This window comes from Kitasatospora sp. NPDC051984 (assembly GCF_044593455.1).
Taxonomy (GTDB): Bacteria; Actinomycetota; Actinomycetes; order Streptomycetales; family Streptomycetaceae; genus Kitasatospora.
Genome location: NZ_JBIUCB010000001.1, coordinates 804,876 through 824,241 on the forward strand (window position 1 = coordinate 804,876; position 19,366 = coordinate 824,241).

17 protein-coding genes and 1 riboswitch are annotated in these 19,366 nt (G+C 69.6%); of the genes, 13 read left to right on the top strand and 4 right to left on the bottom strand.

Going from position 1 to position 19,366, the window contains the following annotated elements:
• Positions 1–76 precede the first annotated feature (76 nt).
• From ACIHEI_RS03625 to ACIHEI_RS03640, 4 genes are all read left to right on the top strand, one after another.
• Positions 77–1,270, top strand: coding sequence for an Ig-like domain-containing protein (locus ACIHEI_RS03625; protein WP_396605437.1), 1,194 nt, complete (start codon positions 77–79; stop codon positions 1,268–1,270).
• A gap of 103 nt (positions 1,271–1,373) precedes the next feature.
• Entirely contained in the window at positions 1,374–1,925 is a 552-nt protein-coding gene (locus tag ACIHEI_RS03630; RefSeq protein ID WP_387866205.1) for an ATP-binding protein, read from the top strand.
• Positions 1,926–2,410: 485 nt separating this feature from the next.
• The gene (locus ACIHEI_RS03635; RefSeq protein ID WP_392950829.1) at positions 2,411–2,683 is read left to right on the top strand and encodes a hypothetical protein; all 273 of its coding nucleotides are present in this window, start codon (positions 2,411–2,413) and stop codon (positions 2,681–2,683) included.
• The gene (locus ACIHEI_RS03640) at positions 2,676–4,022 is read left to right on the top strand and encodes a helix-turn-helix domain-containing protein (protein WP_396605438.1); all 1,347 of its coding nucleotides are present in this window, start codon (positions 2,676–2,678) and stop codon (positions 4,020–4,022) included. The genes ACIHEI_RS03635 and ACIHEI_RS03640 overlap by 8 nt, the downstream gene beginning before the upstream one ends.
• Positions 4,023–4,266: 244 nt before the next feature.
• Here the strand turns inward: ACIHEI_RS03640 and ACIHEI_RS03645 are convergent, their stop codons facing one another.
• The 4 genes from ACIHEI_RS03645 to gcvT form a co-directional block, all read right to left on the bottom strand.
• Positions 4,267–5,634 carry an L-serine ammonia-lyase gene (locus ACIHEI_RS03645; protein WP_392950835.1) on the bottom strand — a complete coding sequence of 456 codons (1,368 nt, stop codon included), beginning with the start codon at positions 5,632–5,634 and terminating at the stop codon, positions 4,267–4,269.
• 149 nt (positions 5,635–5,783) lie between these two features.
• Positions 5,784–7,052 carry a serine hydroxymethyltransferase gene (gene glyA / locus ACIHEI_RS03650; RefSeq protein ID WP_396605439.1) on the bottom strand — a complete coding sequence of 423 codons (1,269 nt, stop codon included), beginning with the start codon at positions 7,050–7,052 and terminating at the stop codon, positions 5,784–5,786.
• A 16-nt stretch (positions 7,053–7,068) separates the two neighbouring features.
• Positions 7,069–7,443 carry a glycine cleavage system protein GcvH gene (gene gcvH / locus ACIHEI_RS03655; protein ID WP_387637113.1) on the bottom strand — a complete coding sequence of 125 codons (375 nt, stop codon included), beginning with the start codon at positions 7,441–7,443 and terminating at the stop codon, positions 7,069–7,071.
• Positions 7,444–7,545: 102 nt separating this feature from the next.
• Positions 7,546–8,664 carry a glycine cleavage system aminomethyltransferase GcvT gene (gene gcvT / locus ACIHEI_RS03660; RefSeq protein WP_387637110.1) on the bottom strand — a complete coding sequence of 373 codons (1,119 nt, stop codon included), beginning with the start codon at positions 8,662–8,664 and terminating at the stop codon, positions 7,546–7,548.
• Positions 8,665–8,813: 149 nt separating this feature from the next.
• Positions 8,814–8,918, bottom strand: a riboswitch (glycine riboswitch).
• 138 nt (positions 8,919–9,056) lie between these two features.
• Between gcvT and ACIHEI_RS03665 the strand changes: the two genes are divergently transcribed.
• The 9 genes from ACIHEI_RS03665 to ACIHEI_RS03705 all read left to right on the top strand — a co-directional run bounded on the left by ACIHEI_RS03665 (position 9,057) and on the right by ACIHEI_RS03705 (position 19,342).
• Positions 9,057–9,824, top strand: coding sequence for an enhanced serine sensitivity protein SseB (locus tag ACIHEI_RS03665; protein ID WP_387866198.1), 768 nt, complete (start codon positions 9,057–9,059; stop codon positions 9,822–9,824).
• A 119-nt stretch (positions 9,825–9,943) separates the two neighbouring features.
• Complete coding sequence (locus ACIHEI_RS03670) at positions 9,944–10,768, top strand: enhanced serine sensitivity protein SseB C-terminal domain-containing protein (RefSeq protein WP_396605440.1); 825 nt, start codon at positions 9,944–9,946, stop codon at positions 10,766–10,768.
• A gap of 547 nt (positions 10,769–11,315) precedes the next feature.
• Positions 11,316–12,314, top strand: coding sequence for an ABC transporter permease (locus tag ACIHEI_RS03675; protein WP_387866192.1), 999 nt, complete (start codon positions 11,316–11,318; stop codon positions 12,312–12,314).
• Positions 12,315–12,342: 28 nt separating this feature from the next.
• The gene (locus tag ACIHEI_RS03680; protein ID WP_396605441.1) at positions 12,343–14,109 is read left to right on the top strand and encodes an ABC transporter substrate-binding protein; all 1,767 of its coding nucleotides are present in this window, start codon (positions 12,343–12,345) and stop codon (positions 14,107–14,109) included.
• Between the two features lie 120 nt (positions 14,110–14,229).
• On the top strand, positions 14,230–15,228 hold the full coding sequence (locus ACIHEI_RS03685) for an ABC transporter permease (protein ID WP_387866189.1): 999 nt from the start codon (positions 14,230–14,232) through the stop codon (positions 15,226–15,228).
• The gene (locus ACIHEI_RS03690) at positions 15,225–16,289 is read left to right on the top strand and encodes an ABC transporter ATP-binding protein (protein ID WP_396605442.1); all 1,065 of its coding nucleotides are present in this window, start codon (positions 15,225–15,227) and stop codon (positions 16,287–16,289) included. The genes ACIHEI_RS03685 and ACIHEI_RS03690 overlap by 4 nt, the downstream gene beginning before the upstream one ends.
• A 28-nt stretch (positions 16,290–16,317) precedes the next feature.
• Positions 16,318–17,364, top strand: coding sequence for an ABC transporter ATP-binding protein (locus ACIHEI_RS03695; RefSeq protein ID WP_387637093.1), 1,047 nt, complete (start codon positions 16,318–16,320; stop codon positions 17,362–17,364).
• 167 nt (positions 17,365–17,531) lie between these two features.
• Positions 17,532–18,440 carry a DUF6891 domain-containing protein gene (locus ACIHEI_RS03700; RefSeq protein ID WP_396605443.1) on the top strand — a complete coding sequence of 303 codons (909 nt, stop codon included), beginning with the start codon at positions 17,532–17,534 and terminating at the stop codon, positions 18,438–18,440.
• 122 nt (positions 18,441–18,562) lie between these two features.
• Entirely contained in the window at positions 18,563–19,342 is a 780-nt protein-coding gene (locus tag ACIHEI_RS03705; protein WP_387637089.1) for a ferritin-like domain-containing protein, read from the top strand.
• The last annotated feature ends 24 nt before the right edge of the window (positions 19,343–19,366 follow it).

Below are 19,366 nucleotides of genomic sequence, written 5' to 3' on the forward strand. Positions count from 1 at the left end.
CGTTTCCCGCTGCCGACCCGTCATATCAACCGAAAGACCTGTCAGCCGACAGGCAGGGTGTTGGGGAGAGCGGAACGTGAAGGCTATACGCGGGGGTTACGCGGTGGGGGCACTCGCAGGAGCCCTGGTGCTGATGGCCACGGCCGGCTGCAGCACGAACCCGGCCAAGGCCGACAGCCCGGCGGCGGCCGCGAGTTCGGCCAAGCCGAGCGTGTCGGCCGCGACCATCGCGATCGAGCCCGCCAGCGGCGCCACCGACGTCAAGACCAACGGCACCGTCAAGGTGTCGGCCACCGGCGGCAAGCTGACCTCCGTCAAGGTCACCGGCCCCGACGGCGTCGAGGTGCCCGGCGCGCCCACCTCCGACGGCGCCGGGTGGGCGCCGTCCGGCAACCTCAAGATATCCACCGCCTACACGGTGGACGCGCTCGCCGAGGACTCCCAGGGCGTGGTCGCCAACGCGCGTTCCACCTTCACCACCCTCACCCCGGACAAGGACGCCGGCGTCAACGACAACGTCGCCGACAACGAGCAGTACGGCGTCGGCATGATCGTCTCGGTCCGGTTCAACCGGGCGGTGAAGAACAAGGACGCCGTGCTGGCCGGCATCACCTTCGAGGCCTCCGACGGCACCGTGGTCAAGGGCCACTGGTTCAACGACAAGCGGCTGGACTTCCGCCCCGAGAAGTACTGGAACCCCAACACCAAGGTCACCATCCACTACAAGCTCAAGGACGTGGAGACCGCCCCCGGCGTGTACGGCGGCGTCGACAAGGACGAGCCGTTCACCATCGGCCGCTCCCAGATCTCCACCGTCGACGTCAAGACCCACCGCATGGCGGTCGTCCGCGACGGCCAGCAGACCGACTCCATCGCGTTCACCGCGGGCAAGCCCGGCTACGACACCTGGAACGGCACCATGGTGGTCGAGGCCATGGAGGGCACCACCCGGATGACCTCCGCCGGCGTCACCAAGGCGGGTTCCGGGGACGAATACGATCTGGTGGTCCCGCACGCCATCCGGTTGACCGACACCGGCACCTACGTGCACGGAAACTCCTGGAGCGACGGGGTCATCGGCTACTCCAACGGCAGCCACGGCTGCATCGGCCTCACCGACACCAAGGCCGGCAGCGCGAGCAGCCCGGCGGGCAAGTTCTACGCCTCCACGCTGGTCGGAGACGTGATCACGGTGGTCAACTCCAAGGGCGCGGTGGTCGACCCGGTCAACGGACTCGGCGGCTGGAACGTCGACTGGGCGAAGTGGTGATCGTCGGGCGCCTGTTCGGTTGCTGACGGCATATGCCAAATGCGCGGTGATCGTTTGCTCATTGTCCGTACGCGGCTGCCCACGTTCCGCAATGATGGGCGCCATGGCGGGATGGGGCGAAGCGGAACAGGCATCACTTCCATTGGTCGACACCCGCGGTGACGGCCCGCCAGGGGCCGGCACCGCGGTCGTGCTCGCCGAACTGGAACGGATGACCGCGGACGAGATGGAGCACGCCTTCCTGGGCGTGCTCCGCGACACCGAGACCGCGGAAGAGGTGCGACTGCCCTCCCGGCCGGAGTCGGCGGGGGTCGCGCGGCGGCTGGTGCTCTCGGTCCTGGACTCCTGGAAACTCCACCACCTGCTGGAAGTCGGGGAGTTGCTCACCGGCGAGCTGGTCGCCAACGCCGTGCGACATGCCGGCGGGCGGATGATCGGACTCAAACTCGTCCGGCGACCAGGGTGGCTACGGATCGAAGTCCGAGACTCCTCGCGGGCGATGCCCTGTCTGATAGTCGCCCCCGAGATCGGCTACCAGAACGGCCACGGCCTCCAAGTGGTCAACGACCTCGCCGACCGCTGGGGAGCGGACCTGCTGCCACGCGGCAAGGGCGTCTGGTTCGAGATGAGGACCCGGGACCGAATGGCCCCCTAGTTTTTTCACCCTCTGCAAAAACGATGCGGGGCCCCTGTCCGCGGTTGTTCGCGGTCCGGGGCCCCTGCGCGTCATCCGGCAGCCAAGGGGGTGCGTGCCGCCGGATGGAAGTGGCCGGGCCGTAACGCCCGACACCCATAACTATCGCACGCCGTGGTGCCAAAAACAAGTCGAAACCAAGGTCTGAATCCCGTTAAACCTTAGGATCTCAGGCCGCTCGAAAATCATCTCATAATCCGGACACGCACTAACAGCCCCGAAGGTCCCGCGAACAGGGACCTTCTAGCTATACCCAAACCCCCGCCGGCAGGAGAAGCCCGCGCGGCGGGGTGCAGGCGCTCGGAAGGTGCACTACGGGAGCGTCTGCTGGCGCACTGGCCGTCTGGCGGACGCCTCGACGGTGCGTGCTGCTCGCTAGAGTGGAGCTCTGGCTTGCCAGGGGCCTCAGTCGAGTTACTGGCCACGGCGAGGAGTAGGAGGAGTCGATGAGCGCACAGCCCACCGAGGCGTATGGCGCGCGTCCCCGGACGCAGGACGAGATCGGGGCCGCGCTGCCGCCGCACCAGCGGATGGCCTTCTACCGCGACATGGGTTCGGCCGATGAGGACGAGATCGCGGGTGTGTTGCGTCGTTGGCGGCTGCGACTGGAGGTCTACAACGACCCCGCCACGGCTCGAGTCCACACCGCGGTCCAGCAGGGGACGGTCTCAGGGCGGGCCTTGTCGGCAGTCCTGAGGGAGCTCGGGCGCGGTGAGTGACTGGGACGACCCCTACGACGGCGACGAGGAGCACGACCCGATCACCCTGTCGCCGCAGGTCGAGGCAGTGTTCGACTACGCGGTGACGCCGCCGGACGTGGTCTCTGCGATCGCCGCGCTCCTGGTTGGTCTGCGCGAGACGTTGGACGGTGGGCGGCACCCGGAGCATGCTGAGGAGATCCCGGGCCTGCCGGGTGGCTACTTGGCCCCGCTGGTGAGGGATCTCGGGCTGGTTCAGTACCACGCGACCGAGACCCCCGGATGGACCAGGGTTCTACGTTGCCAGGGTCGTGCGCACGGACGATTACCCCGAGGGCTTCTGAGCTGGTTGTGTCCTGGGTGGACCCGTAGGCGCAGTACTGGCTCTAGCTCGCTCGCCTTGCGGACTGACCGGAACCAGTTCGGGCCACTGTCAGTCGAGATTGGTCGGATGGCTCGCCCGCCCCCCGCGTTCGGTCAGGATGCCCGCAGGAGACCGAAGGGGGAGCATCCGGTGGAAGGCGTAGGCACACCGATCGAGCGCATGCGGGCGCTGGATCATCTCAGTCCACGTGAAGCGGCGAAGGCATGGGGAGTCCCCAAGGAGGGGCTGACCAACGCCGCTGAGCAGATCAAGCAGATCCGCGCCGGCACCGACCGCGCGCTCGCCCCGGACCGGCCGCGCTGTCCGGAGCCGGTTACCTCGTTCTACGGGTTCCCCTGCAAGGTTCCGGTCGAGGCGGACATGGAAGTCTGCTACCAGCACCGGCGAGTCAAGGCGAAGCCCGGTGCGGAGGTCACGACCTACGCGCTCGCTGCGATTCAGGGACATGCAAGCTGGGAGCAACTGCGCGAGCGCTTCTGGAATCTGGACAAGCGGGCGTTACAGAGTGAGCGGCTTCGACTGTCGCGCGAACTCGAAGCCGGTGCCTCGCTTACCGAAGAGGACTACCGTCTTGCCGCACTGATCCTGCCTTCGCCGGACCCGGCCACTCAGGGGCGTCGTGCGCTGGGTCTCCCTGGCCCCAACGACGGCATCGGCGATGCCGCTCGCCTCCGGGGGCTCGGAGTTCTGCTGGCTGCGGCCGACGCTGCTGCGGTCGGCCTGCCGGTGAGGAACCCTGCGACGAAGCAGGCTGATAAGCCGCCGCTGAAGAAGGGGCCACTGCTCTACTCCATCGCTGAGGCGGCGGAGCGCCTGGGAGTAGCGGCGTCGTGGCTGCGCACCGAGTCCTCCGCCGGAAGGGTCCCGTACCGGCTGATCGGTAGCCACCGGATGTTCAGCGAGGAGGACCTCGAGCAGATTGTGAAGGACGCCTACCGACCGAGCAGCGGGAGAACTCGGTACGGCAGGCGTTGATTCCGACCGCCAGCCGCCACATGGACCGGGAGACCAGGCGGAGATGGGCCTGCTGGGTTATCTCGCCGCTCCACCGCCAGCCCTGGAGTCCCTGGTCAGTGCTCTGCCGACCAGGGACTCGCCAGGGGCTTTTCGGGGACTTTCAGAGCTGTCCGAGGGGCTTTTCAGGGACTTTTTGCTGTGCAAGCCGGGAGGCCTGCGACGGCTCAGAAAGGGTCAAACCCGCAGGTCAGGACCTATTTCTCTAGCATTCGATGACGTTGACGGCGAGGCCGCCGCGGGAGGTTTCCTTGTACTTGATCTTCATGTCGGCGCCGGTCTCCTTCATGGTCTTGATGGCCTTGTCGAGGGAGACGTGGTGGCGGCCGTCGCCGCGGAGGGCCATGCGGGCGGCGGTGACGGCCTTGACGGAGGCCATGCCGTTGCGTTCGATGCAGGGGATCTGGACGAGGCCGCCGACGGGGTCGCAGGTGAGGCCGAGGTTGTGTTCGATGCCGATCTCGGCGGCGTTCTCGACCTGTTCGGGGGTGCCGCCGAGGACCTCGGCGAGGCCGCCGGCGGCCATCGAGCAGGCGGAGCCGACCTCGCCCTGGCAGCCGACCTCGGCGCCGGAGATGGAGGCGTTCTCCTTGAAGAGCATGCCGATCGCGCCGGCGGCGAGGAGGAAGCGGACGATGCCGTCTTCGTCCGCGCCCGGGATGAAGTTCAGGTAGTAGTGCAGGACGGCGGGGATGATGCCGGCGGCGCCGTTGGTGGGGGCGGTGACGACGCGGCGGCCGGAGGCGTTCTCCTCGTTGACGGCCATCGCGTAGAGGGTGACCCATTCCATCGCGTTGCCGGGGCCGATGCCTTCCGCGCGCATGGCGCGGGCCGCGGACGCGGCGCGGCGGCGGACCTTGAGGCCGCCCGGGAGGATGCCCTCGCGGGACATGCCGGCGGCGACGCACTCCTTCATGACCTCCCAGATCTCGAGCAGCCCGGCCCGGATCTCGGCCTCGGTGCGCCAGGCCTTCTCGTTCTCCAGCATCAGGCCGGAGATGGACAGGCCGGTCTCGCGGGTGAGGCGGAGCAGTTCCTCGCCGGTGCGGAAGGGGTGGCGCAGCACGGTGTCGTCGGGCTTGACCCGGGCCTCGCCGATCGCGTCCTCGTCGACCACGAATCCGCCGCCGACGGAGTAGTAGGTCTTCTCGAGGAGGACCTCGCCGGCGGCGTCGTAGGCCCAGAGGGCCATGCCGTTGGCGTGGTAGGGCAGGGCCTTGCGGCGGTGCAGGATCAGCTCGGTGTCGGGGTCGAAGGCGATCTCGTGGCGGCCCAGCAGGTTGAGCCGCTTGGCGGCCCGGATCCGTTCGACGTCCACGTCTGCCTGGTCGACGTCGACGGTGCGGGGGGAGTTGTTCTCGAGGCCGAGCAGGACGGCCTTGGGGGTGCCGTGGCCGTGGCCGGTGGCGCCGAGCGAGCCGTACAGCTCGGCGCGGAGCGAGGCGACCTGGTCGAGGAGTCCTTCGGTGGCGAGCCGACGGGCGAACATCCGGGCGGCCCGCATCGGGCCGACGGTGTGCGAGGAGGACGGTCCGATGCCGATGGAGAAGAGGTCGAAGACGCTGATGGCCACGGGGTGACGTCCTTGTCTGGTCTCGTGGAGTGGTTCGTCCGGTGGGACGGGGGCTGCGCATGGAACGGGGCACCGCGCGCACGTTCCAGTGTGCGCGGTGCCCCGGGGGTTCCGGGCGACCGCCAGGTGTCGGCGGTCACAGGGAGGGGTTACAGCTCGGGGTACAGCGGGTGCTTGGCGGCGAGCGCGGAGACCCGGGCCTTCAGCGACTCGGCCTTGGCGGCGTCGAAGCCCGGCTTGAGGGTCTCGCCGATGATGTCGGCGACCTCGCGGAAGTCCTCGGTGTCGAAGCCGCGGGTGGCGAGCGCCGGGGTGCCGATGCGCAGACCCGAGGTGACCATCGGCGGGCGAGGGTCGTTCGGGACGGCGTTGCGGTTGACGGTGATGCCGACCTCGTGCAGGCGGTCCTCGGCGTCCTGGCCGTTGAGCTCGCTGTTGCGCAGGTCGACGAGCACCAGGTGCACGTCGGTGCCGCCGGACAGGACGGAGACGCCGGAGGCGGTCACGTCGTCCTGGAGCAGGCGCTCGGCGAGGATCTTCGCGCCTTCCAGGGTGCGGCGCTGGCGGTCCTTGAACTCGTCGGTGGCCGCGACCTTGAAGGCCACCGCCTTGCCGGCGATCACGTGCTCCAGCGGGCCGCCCTGCTGGCCGGGGAAGACCGCCGAGTTGATCTTCTTGGCGAACTCGGCCTTGGACAGGATGACACCGCCGCGCGGGCCGCCCAGGGTCTTGTGGGTGGTGGTGGTGACCACGTCCGCGTACGGCACCGGGGAGGGGTGCAGTCCGGCGGCGACCAGGCCGGCGAAGTGCGCCATGTCGACCATCAGCAGGGCGCCGACCTCGTCCGCGATGCGGCGGAACTCGGCGAAGTCCAGCTGGCGGGGGTAGGCGGACCAGCCGGCGATGATCAGCTTGGGCTGGTGCTCCTTGGCGAGGCGCTCGACCTCGGCCATGTCGACCCGGCCGGTCTTCTCGTCGACGTGGTACGCGGCCACGTTGTAGAGCTTGCCGGAGAAGTTGATCTTCATGCCGTGGGTCAGGTGACCGCCGTGGGCCAGGTTCAGGCCCAGGATGGTGTCGCCCGGCTGGATCAGCGCGAACATCGCCGCGGCGTTCGCCTGCGCGCCGGAGTGCGGCTGCACGTTGGCGTGCTCGGCGCCGAACAGCTCCTTGACCCGGTCGATGGCGAGCTGCTCGACCACGTCGACGTGCTCGCAGCCGCCGTAGTAGCGGCGGCCGGGGTAGCCCTCGGCGTACTTGTTGGTGAGCACCGAGCCCTGGGCCTCCATGACCGCCACCGGGGCGAAGTTCTCGGAGGCGATCATTTCCAGGGTGGTCTGCTGGCGGTGCAGCTCGGCGTCGACCGCGGCGGCGATCTCCGGGTCGAGCGCGTGGAGGGACTGGTTGAGAACCGTCATGAGGGGGATCTCCCGGTCAGGCGCCGATGAGGGCGTCGTAGCCGTCGGCGTCGAGCAGCTCGTCGGTGGCCTCGACCCGGACCTTGAACAGCCAACCGCCCTCGAAGGGCTCCGAGTTGACCAGGGCCGGGTCGTCGATGACCTCCTGGTTGACCTCGGTGACCTCGCCGGTGGCGGGGGAGAAGAGGTCGCTGACCGACTTGGTGGACTCGAGCTCGCCACAGGTCTCACCGGCGGTGACGGTGTCACCGACATTGGGGAGCTGGACGTAGACGATGTCGCCGAGGGCGTCGGCCGCGTGCGCGGTGATGCCGATCGTCGACACCCCGTCCACGGCGGCGGTCAGCCACTCGTGCTCCTTGGTGTACTGCAGGTGCGTGGGGTTGCTCATGACGTCATTCTCCAGGATCGCAAGAGGGGCGGGCGCGGCCGTCCGCTGGGCGGACGAACCGGAAACGACTGCTGGGACAGCAGGTGAAGGGCTGAGCGAAGGTCAGCGGGCGCGCTTGTAGAACGGCAGCGCGACGACCTGGACCGGCTCGGCCTTGCCGCGCACGTCCACCGCGACGGTGCTGCCCGGCTCGGCGTGCGCGGCGTCCACGTACGCGATGGCGATCGGCTTGCCCAGGGTCGGGGACGGCGAACCGGAGGTGATCCGGCCGATCACGGCGCCCTCGGCGTCCACCACGGAGTACTCGGCGCGCGGGACGCGGCGGCCCTCGGAGACCAGGCCGACCAGCTTGCGGGGCGCCTTGGCCTCGGCCGCGGCGGCGGCCTCCTCCAGCGCCTTGCGGCCGACGAACTCACCGTTGTTGGTGGTCTTGTCGAAGCGCACCACCCGGCCGAGGCCGGCGTCGAACGGGGTCAGCTCGGTGGACAGCTCGTGCCCGTACAGCGGCATGCCGGCCTCCAGGCGCAGCGTGTCGCGGCAGGACAGGCCGCACGGGACCAGACCCTCGGCGGTGCCGGCCTCGGTCAGCGCCGTCCACAGGTGCTCGGCGTCGGCGGGGGCGCAGAAGACCTCGAAGCCGTCCTCGCCGGTGTAGCCGGTGCGGGCCAGCCAGACCTGACGGTCCGCCACGGTGGCGGGCAGCAGCGCGTAGTACTTGAGGCCGGGCAGGTCGGCGTCGGTGAGCTTGGCCAGGATGCCGTTGGCCTCCGGGCCCTGGACGGCGAGCAGCGCGTAGGCGTCGCGGTCGTCGCGGACGGTGGCGTCGAAGCCGGCCGCGCGCTCGGTCAGGGCGTCCAGCACCACCTGGGCGTTGGAGGCGTTGGCGACGACCAGGTACTCGTTCTCCGCGGTGCGGTAGACGATCAGGTCGTCCAGGATGCCGCCGTCCTCGCGGCAGATCATGGTGTAGCGGGCGCGCAGCACGCCGAGCGCGGAGATGAAGCCGACCAGCGCGTGGTCGAGCAGCTCGCCGGCCTGCGGGCCGGAGACGGTGATCTCGCCCATGTGCGACAGGTCGAACAGGCCGGCCTTGGTGCGGACCGCGAGGTGCTCCTCGCGCTCGCTGCCGTAGCGCAGCGGCATGTCCCAGCCCGCGAAGTCGGTCATGGTGGCGCCGAGCGAGCGGTGCAGCGCGTCGAGTGCGGTGAGGCGGAGGGACACGGCAGGACTCCCGGGATCTGGAAACGGGCAGGCTGGGGCGAACCTCCCCGTCTGTCGTCGAACCTGAGAGCTTCACCGCCATCCGAAAGGATGGCGGTTTGCACCGTGGGTGGGCGCACGGCGCGGCCGTGTCCACTTTCCAGATCTGCCTCGCCCGGGCGGTTAGGGGGCCTGAGAGATTCCGGGGAGGACTTGCTCCTTCGGCGCCGGTCGCGACCTGGTGACGGTCGTTCCGGCTCTCCCGCGCGGGTTCGAGCGGCCGGTATGAAGTTTGGGCGGGCCCATCATGGCATGCCGGGACCCGCTGGTGGGAGTGGGGTTCGGCGGCGGCCGCCGCGGGGGACCCGTGCGCGCCGCTAACCTGATCGCAACCGTGAGTGTGGAGGGGCGAGATGAGCATCCCGCTGGGGCAGGTTCCGGAAGGCGGGAGCTGGCCGGCCAACGAGCTGGAGCAGGTGCTGATGGCGGCCCTGGGCGATCCGGGGGCGACACCCCGGGTGATCGAGGTGCTGGCCCGCAGCCAGGTGTGGATCCCGCTGCCGTCGGGCGCCGATCCGCAGTCCGGCGAACTCGACCTGCCGACCCTCGAACTGGCGGGCGCGCCCTACGTGCCGGTGTACAGCTCGCAGGAGCTGTACCTGCGGCACGTGCCGGGCATCCCGTTCGCGATCGCCCCGATGTGGGAGTTCGCCCGGGGGCTGCCGCTGGGCATCGGCATCGCGGTCAACCCCGAGGCGCCGGTGGGCATCCCGGTGCCGCCGGAGGGCGTGGGTGAGCTGCGGCGCGGGCCGCGCGGCGACCAGTGGGAGGCGCAGGGCGTCACCGAGGGCGCCAGGGTGGCGCTCAAGGAACCCGAGCCGCACCAGGAGCCGCTCGCCTTCCTGGCCGCCGCGACCGGCGAACTCGCCGCGCTGCCGGGCGTGTTGACGGCCCGCCGGGCGCTGGCCCGGGTGGAGGGCGAGTCGACCCTGCTGTACGTCGGCGTCCAGCTGGACCCGGCGGCCCCCGCCGACCCCGGCGACGTCAATCTGGCGCTCGGCCGGGCACTCGGAACCGCGGCGCCGAGCTGGGGCGTCCACCTGGTGCTGCTCGACCTGGTCGCCGACCCGGTGGTGGACTGGATGCTGGGGCGGGTACAGCCCTTCTACGTCAGACCGTGAATCCACCGGATGTCCGGGACGGCGGCATGACGGTTGTCGGGCGCGCCCCATAGGGTTGCCCCGGCACACCGCCGCGCGGTGGACGGGTGGACGAGGGAAGTCGAGAAAGAGGCGACGACGTGACGGGAGCAGCCGACGACCCGGGCGCGATCGAGCGCGCCCTCGCAGCGGTCGCACCGGAGCGCTGGGACGCGTACGAGGGGCTGCTGCGCGCCCTCGCGGGCGGTCAGGTCTGGATGCTGCTGTGGCACGGCAGCCAGGGCAGCCCGGACGCCCAGTACGGGAACATGGACGTCGGCGGGCACGGCTACGCGCCCTGCGTGACCTCCCCGGGGCAGCTGACGGCCAGTGGCTGGGCGCGCGGCCACGAGGTGGTGTCGGGGCCGGAGATCGCCGGCTCGCTGTACCGCTCCCGCTGGGGCCTGTGGCTGGACCCGCACCGCCCGGGCGGCGGCATCGGCGTACCGTGGGCCGACCTGCGGCGGATCGCCGTCGGCCTGGACCGGCTGCCGGCCGGGCCGCTGCGGATCTCCGAACCGGCCGGGCAGGCACCGCAGTTCTTCGCCGTGCTGGAGCAACAGGCCGCCGAGGTGCGCCCGTTGCGCTCGCTGCGCCGGGCCTGGGTGCAACCGGTGCTGGGCGAGCCGTACTTGGCGATCGGTCTGGACCTGTACGACACCTCGCCGCCGGCCGTGGAGGCCGCCCGGGCGCTGGTGCAGCGGGCCGCCGCGCACGCCCCCGAGGGGCCGGCCGTGTCGACCGTGATGATGGCCGACGAGTTCGACCCGGTGGCGATGTGGCTGTGGGCCAACGCCCGCCCGTTCTTCGACCGGCAGGGCCCGCCGCAGTCCTTCACCACCGGTTTCGGTTACGCAGCGCAACCGCCGGCCGGGCCCGCGCCGGGCTGGCCGCAGCCCCAGTGGCCGGGATATCCGGGTCGCTGACCGTACCGCGACAGAACGCCGGAAGACCCCCGTACGAACCTTCTTTCGAAGGTCGGCGGGGGTTTTTCGCTGTCCGGCCCTCTACGCGCGCCACCACGGCGTCACCTGGCGTTTCCCCGCCACTGGCGGGGTGTCGTCAGTGTGCCCCTTGACGTGTGAGTGACGGCTGTGTGAAGAGCGATATGCCAGCGCAACGAAAGTGCATGCGAGCAGATCACAGTTAGGCATCCTTCGCCATGGGGGTCTTCCGTACGGCACATCCCATGACAGAGAGTGCTGCCCAATGCGGAGCGCGAGACGATCCTCACGAAGGTGAACGTGCCGCCGCCACAGCATGAACCGCACGATGCGCATCTCCGTGCGGCAGCACCATGCGCGCCGGGGCACTCCGCCCGGCGTCGAACGGCACCACCCCGCAACGCCCTGCTTGCCAAACGCACTTCTGCACCGCCGCAACGGCACCCGGCACCACCGCAACCGCTCTGCCTTCCGCACCAAACGCGACTCCGTGGGCCGGCCACCGTCGGCGAGGGGAACGAACTGACTCATGACCACACCCACCGAGACCTCGGGTCCGCCGGCCGGCGCGCAGCCTGACGGCGCGTCAAACTCCGAGCCGGCCAAGAAGATCGAGGGTCGCTCGCCGGGCCGCATCGCCTGGGACCGCCTCAAGCGCGACAAGATCGCGCTGGCCGGCGGTGTCGTGGTGCTGCTCCTGGTGCTCGCGGCGATCTTCGCGCCGGTGCTGACCGCGCTGTTCGGCCACCCGGTCGACGAACCGCACCCGGACCAGATCAACCCTGACCTCGGCCTGCCCAAGGGCGCGTTCGGCGGCATCAGTGGCGACTTCCTGCTCGGCGTCGACCCGGTGTTCGGCCGCGACGTGTTCTCCCGCGTCCTCTACGGCGCGCAGATCTCGCTGCTGGTGGCGCTCGGCGCGGCCGTGCTGTCGGTCTGCATCGGCGTGGTCATGGGCGTCATGGCCGGCTACTTCGGCGGCTGGGTGGACGCGTTCATCAGCCGGATCATGGACATCCTGCTGGCCTTCCCGCAGCTGCTGTTCAGCATCGCGCTCGTGTCGGTGATGCCCACCACCGCGTTCGGCCTTTCGGACAAGTGGCTCCGCGTGGGCATCCTCGCGGTGGTCATCGGCTTCTTCGGCTGGCCCTACATCGGACGCATCGTCAGAGGCCAGGCCATGTCGCTGCGTGAGCGGGAGTTCGTCGACGCCGCCCGCAGCCTCGGTGCCGGCCGCGCCCACATCCTGTTCCGTGAACTTCTGCCCAACCTGGTGGCGCCGATCCTGGTCTACGCGACCCTGATCATCCCCACCAACATCCTCAGCGAGGCGGCACTCAGCTTCCTCGGGGCCGGCGTCCGCCCGCCCACCCCGTCGTGGGGCCAGATGCTCTCCGACGCGGTCCGGATCTACCAGGCGGATCCCACCTACATGGTGGTCCCCGGTATCGCCATCTTCATCACCGTGCTCGCCTTCAACCTGTTCGGCGACGGCCTGCGCGACGCGCTCGACCCCAAGGGCAACTGAGCCCGCAACCCTGGAGGTTCCCAAACCCATGAAGCGAAACAGGACGCTCGCGGTCGCAGCCCTCGCGGCCACCCTCGCCCTCACCGCCACCGCCTGCGGCGGCAGCAAGGGCGGCGAAGGCGGCGGCGACAACAAGGGCAGCGGCGCGGGCTTCAACGCCGCGGTCGACAAGGTGGTGAACGCCTCGGACAAGAAGGGCGGCACCCTCAACATGTGGACCACCACCGACGTGGACTCGCTCGACCCCGGTCGCGCGTACTACGCCTCGGTGTGGAACTTCGAGCGCTTCTACACCCGCACCCTGCTGGCCTTCGACGGCAAGCCGGGCAAGGAAGGCCTGAAGCTGGTCCCCGACCTGGCCGCCGCCCAGCCGGAGATCTCCGCGGACGGCAAGACCTACACCTTCAAGATGAAGCCGGGCCTGAAGTTCGAGGACGGCTCGGTCATCACCTCGAAGGACATCAAGTACGGCATCGAGCGCATCTTCGCGCAGGACGTCATCTCGGGTGGCCCGACCTACCTGATCAACGAGCTCGACCAGGGCCAGAGCTACAAGGGCCCCTACACCGACTCGGACCCGAACAAGCTGGGCCTGAAGTCGGTCACCACCCCGGACGACAACACCATCGTCTTCTCGCTGGCCAAGCCCAACTCGGACTTCCCGTACCTGCTGGCCATGGGCTCCGCCGCCCCGGTCCCGCAGAAGCTGGACACCGGCTCGCAGTACGGCCAGAAGCCGGTCTCCTCCGGCCCCTACAAGTTCAAGTCGGCCGAGGCCGGCAAGAGCTACGAGCTGGTCCGCAACGAGAACTGGGACCCGGCCTCCGACCCGTTCCGCAAGGCGCTGCCGGACGTCGTCAAGCTGACCGTCACCACCAACGCCGACGACATGGACACCCAGCTGCTGGCGAACACCGCCGACCTCGACTGGGCCCAGACCGGCCTGTCGCAGGCCGCGCAGGTCAAGGTCCTGCAGGACCAGGCGCTCAAGGCCAACACGGACGACCCGTACAACGGCTTCATCCGCTACATCAGCCTCGTCCCGGCGGTCGCCCCGTTCGACAACCAGCACTGCCGCAACGCGGTGCTGTACGCGGCCGACACCACCGCCCTGCAGACCGCCCGCGGTGGCTCGGTGGCCGGCTCGATCTACGGCTCGATGCTGCCCCCGAACATCCTCGGCTCGGACGACTACGACCCGTTCAAGCTGACCCAGGGCAAGCCGAACGTCGAGAAGGCCAAGGAAGAGCTGAAGGCCTGCGGCAAGCCGGAAGGCTTCAAGACCAACATCGCGGTCCGTGGCAACAAGCCGAAGGAGGTCAACTCCGCGGTGGCGCTGCAGACCGCCCTCAAGGCCGTCAACATCGACGTCACGGTCCAGCAGTACGACGGCAAGCTGATCGCCTCCGAGATCGGCGCGCCCGACGTCGTCAAGGCCAAGAGCTACGGCCTGATCGTGATGGGCTGGGGCGCCGACTTCCCGACCGGCTCCGGCTACCTGCAGCCGCTGATGGACGGTCGCTTCATCCCGAGCAACGGCAACAGCAACTACTCCGAGATCAACGACCCGGAGATCAACAGCTGGTTCGACCAGGCCGCCGCGATGACCGACCCGGCCAAGGCCGCCGAGCTGTACAAGAAGATCAACCACAAGGTTGTCGACGGCGCCTACTACCTGCCGATCGTCGCCGACAAGGCCCTGAACTGGCGCAACCCGCGCCTGACCAACGTCTACATCACCGACGCGTTCGGCGAGGTGGACTTCCAGGCCCTCGGCGTCTCCGACGGCAAGTGACCTGACCTTCCCCCTTTAGTTCGCACCGCTAGTCCGAAGGGCAGGTGAAGGCCCTGCCCGGGCCGGCCGGGGGCACCCCCACAGGGGAACCCCGGCCGGCCCGTGGCAGGGCCGACCGCAGTGCTCGTGTATCTCTTCAGGCGACTGATCAACGTCGTCCTCATGCTGCTGGTGGTCGCTGCGGTGACCTTCGGCATCTTCTTCATGGTGCCCAAGCTCACCGGAACCGACCCCGCGATGCTCTACGTGGGCAAGATCGCGGACAAGGTGGCCATCGAGGGTATCCGCCACAAGATGGGCCTCGACAAGTCGATCATCGAACAGTTCTGGCTCTTCCTGAAGGGCATCGTCGTCGGCCGCGACTACAACGCCGGTACCGACGTCACCCACTGCTACGCCCCCTGCCTGGGCTACTCGTTCAAGACCGAGCGCGAAGTGTGGCCGGTGCTGCTCGACCGGGTCGGCGTGGACTTCTCGCTGGCCGCCGGCGCCTCGATCCTGTGGCTGGTGCTCGGCACCGCCACCGGCATCATCTCCGCGCTGCGCCGCGGCACCGCGCTGGACCGCATCTCGATGTCCGTCGCGCTGGCCGGCGTCTCGCTGCCGATGTACTTCACCGGCCTGGTCTCGCTCGCCGTCTTCGTGCACCAACTCGGCTGGTTCCCGAGCAAGTACACCGACTTCACGGACGATCCGGTGTCCTGGTTCCAGGGGCTGGTACTGCCCTGGATCACCCTGGCCTTCCTGTTCGCCGCGACCTACGCCCGACTCAGCCGGGCCACCCTGCTGGACGTGCTCGGTGAGGACTACATCCGCACCGCGCGCGCCAAGGGCCTCCGGGAACCCGTGGTCATCGGCAAGCACGCGCTGCGTTCCACGCTGACGCCGATCCTCACCATCTTCGGTATGGACCTCGGCGGCCTGCTCGGTGGCGCGGTGCTCACCGAGTCCACCTTCAACCTGCGCGGGCTCGGCTACGAGGCGGTCCAGTCGATCGCCTCCAGCGACCTGCCGGTGATCATGGGCGTGACGCTCTTCGCCGCGTTCTTCATCGTGATGGCCAATCTCCTGGTTGACCTGCTGTACGCCGTCGTCGATCCCCGGGTGAAGCTGGCATGAGCAACATGGACAAGCCCCTCCAGGCAGACAAGCCCTTCCTTTCGGTTCGCGACCTGAAGGTGCACTTCCCGACCGACGACGGACTGGTCAAGTCCGTCAACGGCCTGAGCTTCGACCTGGAGCGCGGGAAGACCCTCGGCATCGTCGGCGAGTCCGGCTCCGGAAAGTCCGTCACCTCGCTGTCGATCATGGGTCTGCACCGCACCGGCACCAAGCGCGGCGCCCCGCAGATCTCCGGCGAAATCTGGCTGGACGGCCAGGAGTTGGTCTCCGCCGACCCGGACGAGGTGCGCAAGCTCCGCGGCCACAAGATGGCGATGATCTTCCAGGACCCGCTGACCGCGATGCACCCGTACTACTCGGTCGGCGCCCAGATCATCGAGGGCTACCGGGCCCACCACCCCGGCACCTCCAAGAAGGTCGCCCGCACCCGGGCCATCGAGATGCTCGACCGGGTCGGCATCCCGCAGCCCGACAAGCGGGTCGACAACTACCCGCACGAGTTCTCCGGCGGTATGCGCCAGCGCGCCATGATCGCCATGGCCCTGGTCAACGACCCCTCGCTGCTGATCGCCGACGAGCCGACCACCGCCCTGGACGTCACCGTCCAGGCGCAGATCCTCGACCTGATCCGGGACCTGCAGAAGGAGTTCGGCTCCGCCGTCATCATCATCACGCACGACCTGGGCGTGGTCGCCGAGATCGCCGACGACATCCTGGTCATGTACGGCGGCAAGCCCGTCGAGCGCGGCCCCGCCGACACCATCTTCGAAGCTCCCGAGCACCCCTACACCTGGGGCCTGCTCGGCTCGATGCCCCGCCTCGACCGGGAGCTCCAGGACCGGCTGATCCCGGTCAAGGGCACCCCGCCGAGCCTGATCAACGTGCCGTCCGGCTGCGCGTTCCACCCGCGCTGCCCGTACGCCGAGCTCACCGGCGGCCGCTCCACCAGCGAGGTGCCCGTGCTGGCCGAGGCCGCCCCCCGGCACCTCGCCGCCTGCCACCTGCCGGTCGCCGAACGCCACCGGATCTTCACCGACGAGATCGCGCCCCGGCTGTGAGCACGTACCACCCACTTGGAGACAACCGATGACGGACAGCCAGACGGCGGCCCCGCAGGCCGCGAAGGTGCCCGCCCAGGCACCCGGCCAGGACCGTGAACCCCTGCTGCGGGTCACCGGACTGACCCGGCACTTCCCGGTCACCAAGGGCCTGCTGAAGCGTCAGGTCGGCGCGGTGCGCGCGGTCGACGGCATCGACTTCGAGGTCATGCCCGGCGAGACGCTCGGCGTGGTCGGCGAGTCCGGCTGCGGCAAGTCCACCATGGGACGCCTGGTCACCCGACTCGACGAACCCACCGGCGGGAAGATCGAGTTCGAGGGCGCCGACATCACCCACCTGGGAGTCTCGGCGATGCGGCCCTACCGCCGCGACATCCAGATGATCTTCCAGGACCCGTACTCCTCGCTGAACCCCCGGCACACCATCGGCACCATCGTCGGTGCGCCGTTCCGGCTCCAGAACGTCCAGACCGAGCACGGCGTCAAGAAGGCCGTCCAGGACCTGCTGGAACTGTGCGGCCTCAGCCCCGAGCACTACAACCGCTACCCGCACGAATTCTCCGGCGGCCAGCGCCAGCGCATCGGCATCGCCCGCGCGCTCGCCCTCCGCCCGAAGATGATCGTCGCGGACGAGCCGGTCTCGGCGCTGGACGTCTCCATCCAGGCCCAGGTGGTCAACCTGCTGGACGACCTCCAGAAGGAACTCGGCCTGACCTACCTGATCATCGCGCACGACCTCTCGGTGGTCCGGCACGTCTCCGACCGGGTCGCCGTGATGTACCTCGGCAAGGTGGTGGAGATCGCCGACCGCGACTCCCTGTACGCCAAGCCGATGCACCCCTACACCAACGCCCTGATGTCCGCGGTGCCGGTTCCGGACCCGAAGCGCAAGGAGCGGCGCGAGCGGATCCTGCTCACCGGCGACGTCCCGTCGCCGCTCAACCCGCCGTCGGGGTGCCGGTTCCGCACCCGGTGCTGGAAGGCGCAGGACATTTGCGCGAGCCAGGAGCCCCCGCTCAGTGCTGCGCGGGCCGGGCACCAGGTGGCTTGCCACTTCCCGGAGAACGCTGAGTAGTTCGCTGTCCGAGGTCCGCCCGTGGAGGGGAGTTCTCTCCGCGGGCGGACCTTGCCGTTCACGGGGAGCGTTCGCGCGGCTCCGCCCCCTCGGCTTCGCCTGGCGGAACCCCCGGCGCCCCTGGCGGGGCGCGGGAACTGACGGTGCCGGCTGGGAGGATGGCGGGCATGCTTGAGATTGCGGTGCGGGACCGGACGGATGCGGTCCGGGTGCGGGTGTCGGAGGGCGAACTCCTCGACATGGTGCGGGACATGGGGGAATGGCCGGACTCCGTCCTGGTGCTGCAACGGGTGCCCGACCTGCCGCACACGTATGCGCAGGCGTGTCCGGAGTACGGGGCGTGGACGGTGGAGTACCGGGCGGGGAGCCCTGCGCGGCACTACGGGACTCAGGTGGGCGACGTGGAGCAGGTCGCCGCGCTGCTGCTCGGGTGGGCACGGGAGGACGATGGCTGGGGCGCCGGGGTCGCATGGGAGCGGATCGAGTTCGAAGTCCCGGAGCCCGCGCCGCTGGAGCTGTCCGCGCAGGACGAGGCGACCGTGGTCGACGAGGTCCGGCGGCTGCTGGTGGCGGGCTATGCGACCCGCGCGCAGGCGACCGAGGTCGCGGAGGAGTGCCTGGTGGACAAGGACTCCCGCCCGGTGACGAAGGAGCAGGCGAAGCAGCTGGTCGACCGGATGTGGCTGGAGCGGGTCGCCGAGCAGCGGTCGTGGGTGGGGGAGACCGACCCGGAGCGGGTGGCCAAGGCGTTCGCCGCGCTGGAAGCGACCGGCATCACGGCGCGGGAGAACTTCACCTGCTGCCGCAATTGCGGCAACGGGGAGATCTGGGCGGAGAACCCGGAGGCGCGCGGCTTCGTGTACTTCCACTCCCAGTGCACCGAGGGCGTGGCGTCCGGTGGGGACCTGTGGCTGCTGTACGGCGGCTTCGACGACTCGGCGGACACCACGGCGGCGGTCGGCCGGGAGGTCGTCGCGGCGCTGGAGGAGTGCGGCCTGGGGGTGAGTTGGGACGGCAGCCCGGACGACGCGATCCGGGTCACCGGCCTGGACTGGCGGCGCCGGCTGGTCGGGTAGTCCGAGTCGGCACAGCTTTCGTTCGTCCGGCGCAGTGCGGGGCGTGAGCTGTTGCCCGGGTGGTGGGGGTGCCTTGAGCTGGACCGGAATGTTCCGGCTCCCGTGCGAGGGGTAGGTCCACCATGCTGTCGGCCCGCAGTCTGTTCCAGGAGATCCACGACGACGACCGGGCGTTCCGGCTGTTCTGCTCGATCGCGGCCAAGGGGGAGGACCAGGGCGGCTGGGAGAACGGCCGGATCGCCCGGCTGGTGCCCGACCAGGAGTTGGCACCGAAGGTGGCCCGGCACGGAGCGGACGAGGACAAGCACGGGCGGATCTTCAAGGCGCTGATGCACAAGCGGGGACTGGATCCGGCCGAAGTCCCGGACGAGACCGACTACACGATGATCCTGGAACGGCAGGGCATCGGCCTGGCGCACGCCCGGCTGCGCCGGGACGAGCCGTTGTCCGAGCAGGACGTGATCACGTACCTGGCGCACAGCCGGGTGACCGAGCAGCGGGCGTCCGAGCAGATGCGGATGCTGAAGCGGATCTTCGGCGAGCACCCCGAGGTGGGCCGGGCGGTGCGGATGATCTCCAACGACGAGGACAACCACCTGGCGTTCTGCCACGAGGAGTTGCTGCGGCTCGCGTACCGCGGGCACGGCCGGTCGATCCTGGACACCCTGCAGGACACCGCGCGGGCGGAGATCCGCACCTACCGGGACGTCAGCCTTGCGGTGATGGCGCACATGGGGGAGCTGCTGCGCTGGCCGCGGGCGAAGTCGGCGGCGCTGGCGGCGGGCATCCACACGGTGTACGGGTACGAACGGGCGGGCGGGTGGCGGCGGATGACCACGCTGCGGATGCCGGCCAAGCTGAACGCGCTGGGCGGGCCGGCGCCGCACGAGTCGTTCGCCTGACCGCCCGGCGAACGGCGCCGGTCG

What these genes read in the sequence shown, in the direction of transcription:
- ACIHEI_RS03630 (WP_387866205.1), top strand. Translation starts at nt 1,374, where the DNA reads ATGGCGGGATGGGGCGAAGCGGAACAGGCATCACTTCCATTGGTCGAC.
- ACIHEI_RS03635 (WP_392950829.1), top strand. Translation starts at nt 2,411, where the DNA reads ATGAGCGCACAGCCCACCGAGGCGTATGGCGCGCGTCCCCGGACGCAG.
- glyA (WP_396605439.1), bottom strand. Translation starts at nt 7,052, where the DNA reads ATGACGGTTCTCAACCAGTCCCTCCACGCGCTCGACCCGGAGATCGCC.
- gcvH (WP_387637113.1), bottom strand. Translation starts at nt 7,443, where the DNA reads ATGAGCAACCCCACGCACCTGCAGTACACCAAGGAGCACGAGTGGCTG.
- ACIHEI_RS03665 (WP_387866198.1), top strand. Translation starts at nt 9,057, where the DNA reads ATGAGCATCCCGCTGGGGCAGGTTCCGGAAGGCGGGAGCTGGCCGGCC.
- ACIHEI_RS03675 (WP_387866192.1), top strand. Translation starts at nt 11,316, where the DNA reads ATGACCACACCCACCGAGACCTCGGGTCCGCCGGCCGGCGCGCAGCCT.
- ACIHEI_RS03680 (WP_396605441.1), top strand. Translation starts at nt 12,343, where the DNA reads ATGAAGCGAAACAGGACGCTCGCGGTCGCAGCCCTCGCGGCCACCCTC.
- ACIHEI_RS03690 (WP_396605442.1), top strand. Translation starts at nt 15,225, where the DNA reads ATGAGCAACATGGACAAGCCCCTCCAGGCAGACAAGCCCTTCCTTTCG.
- ACIHEI_RS03695 (WP_387637093.1), top strand. Translation starts at nt 16,318, where the DNA reads ATGACGGACAGCCAGACGGCGGCCCCGCAGGCCGCGAAGGTGCCCGCC.
- ACIHEI_RS03700 (WP_396605443.1), top strand. Translation starts at nt 17,532, where the DNA reads ATGCTTGAGATTGCGGTGCGGGACCGGACGGATGCGGTCCGGGTGCGG.
- ACIHEI_RS03705 (WP_387637089.1), top strand. Translation starts at nt 18,563, where the DNA reads ATGCTGTCGGCCCGCAGTCTGTTCCAGGAGATCCACGACGACGACCGG.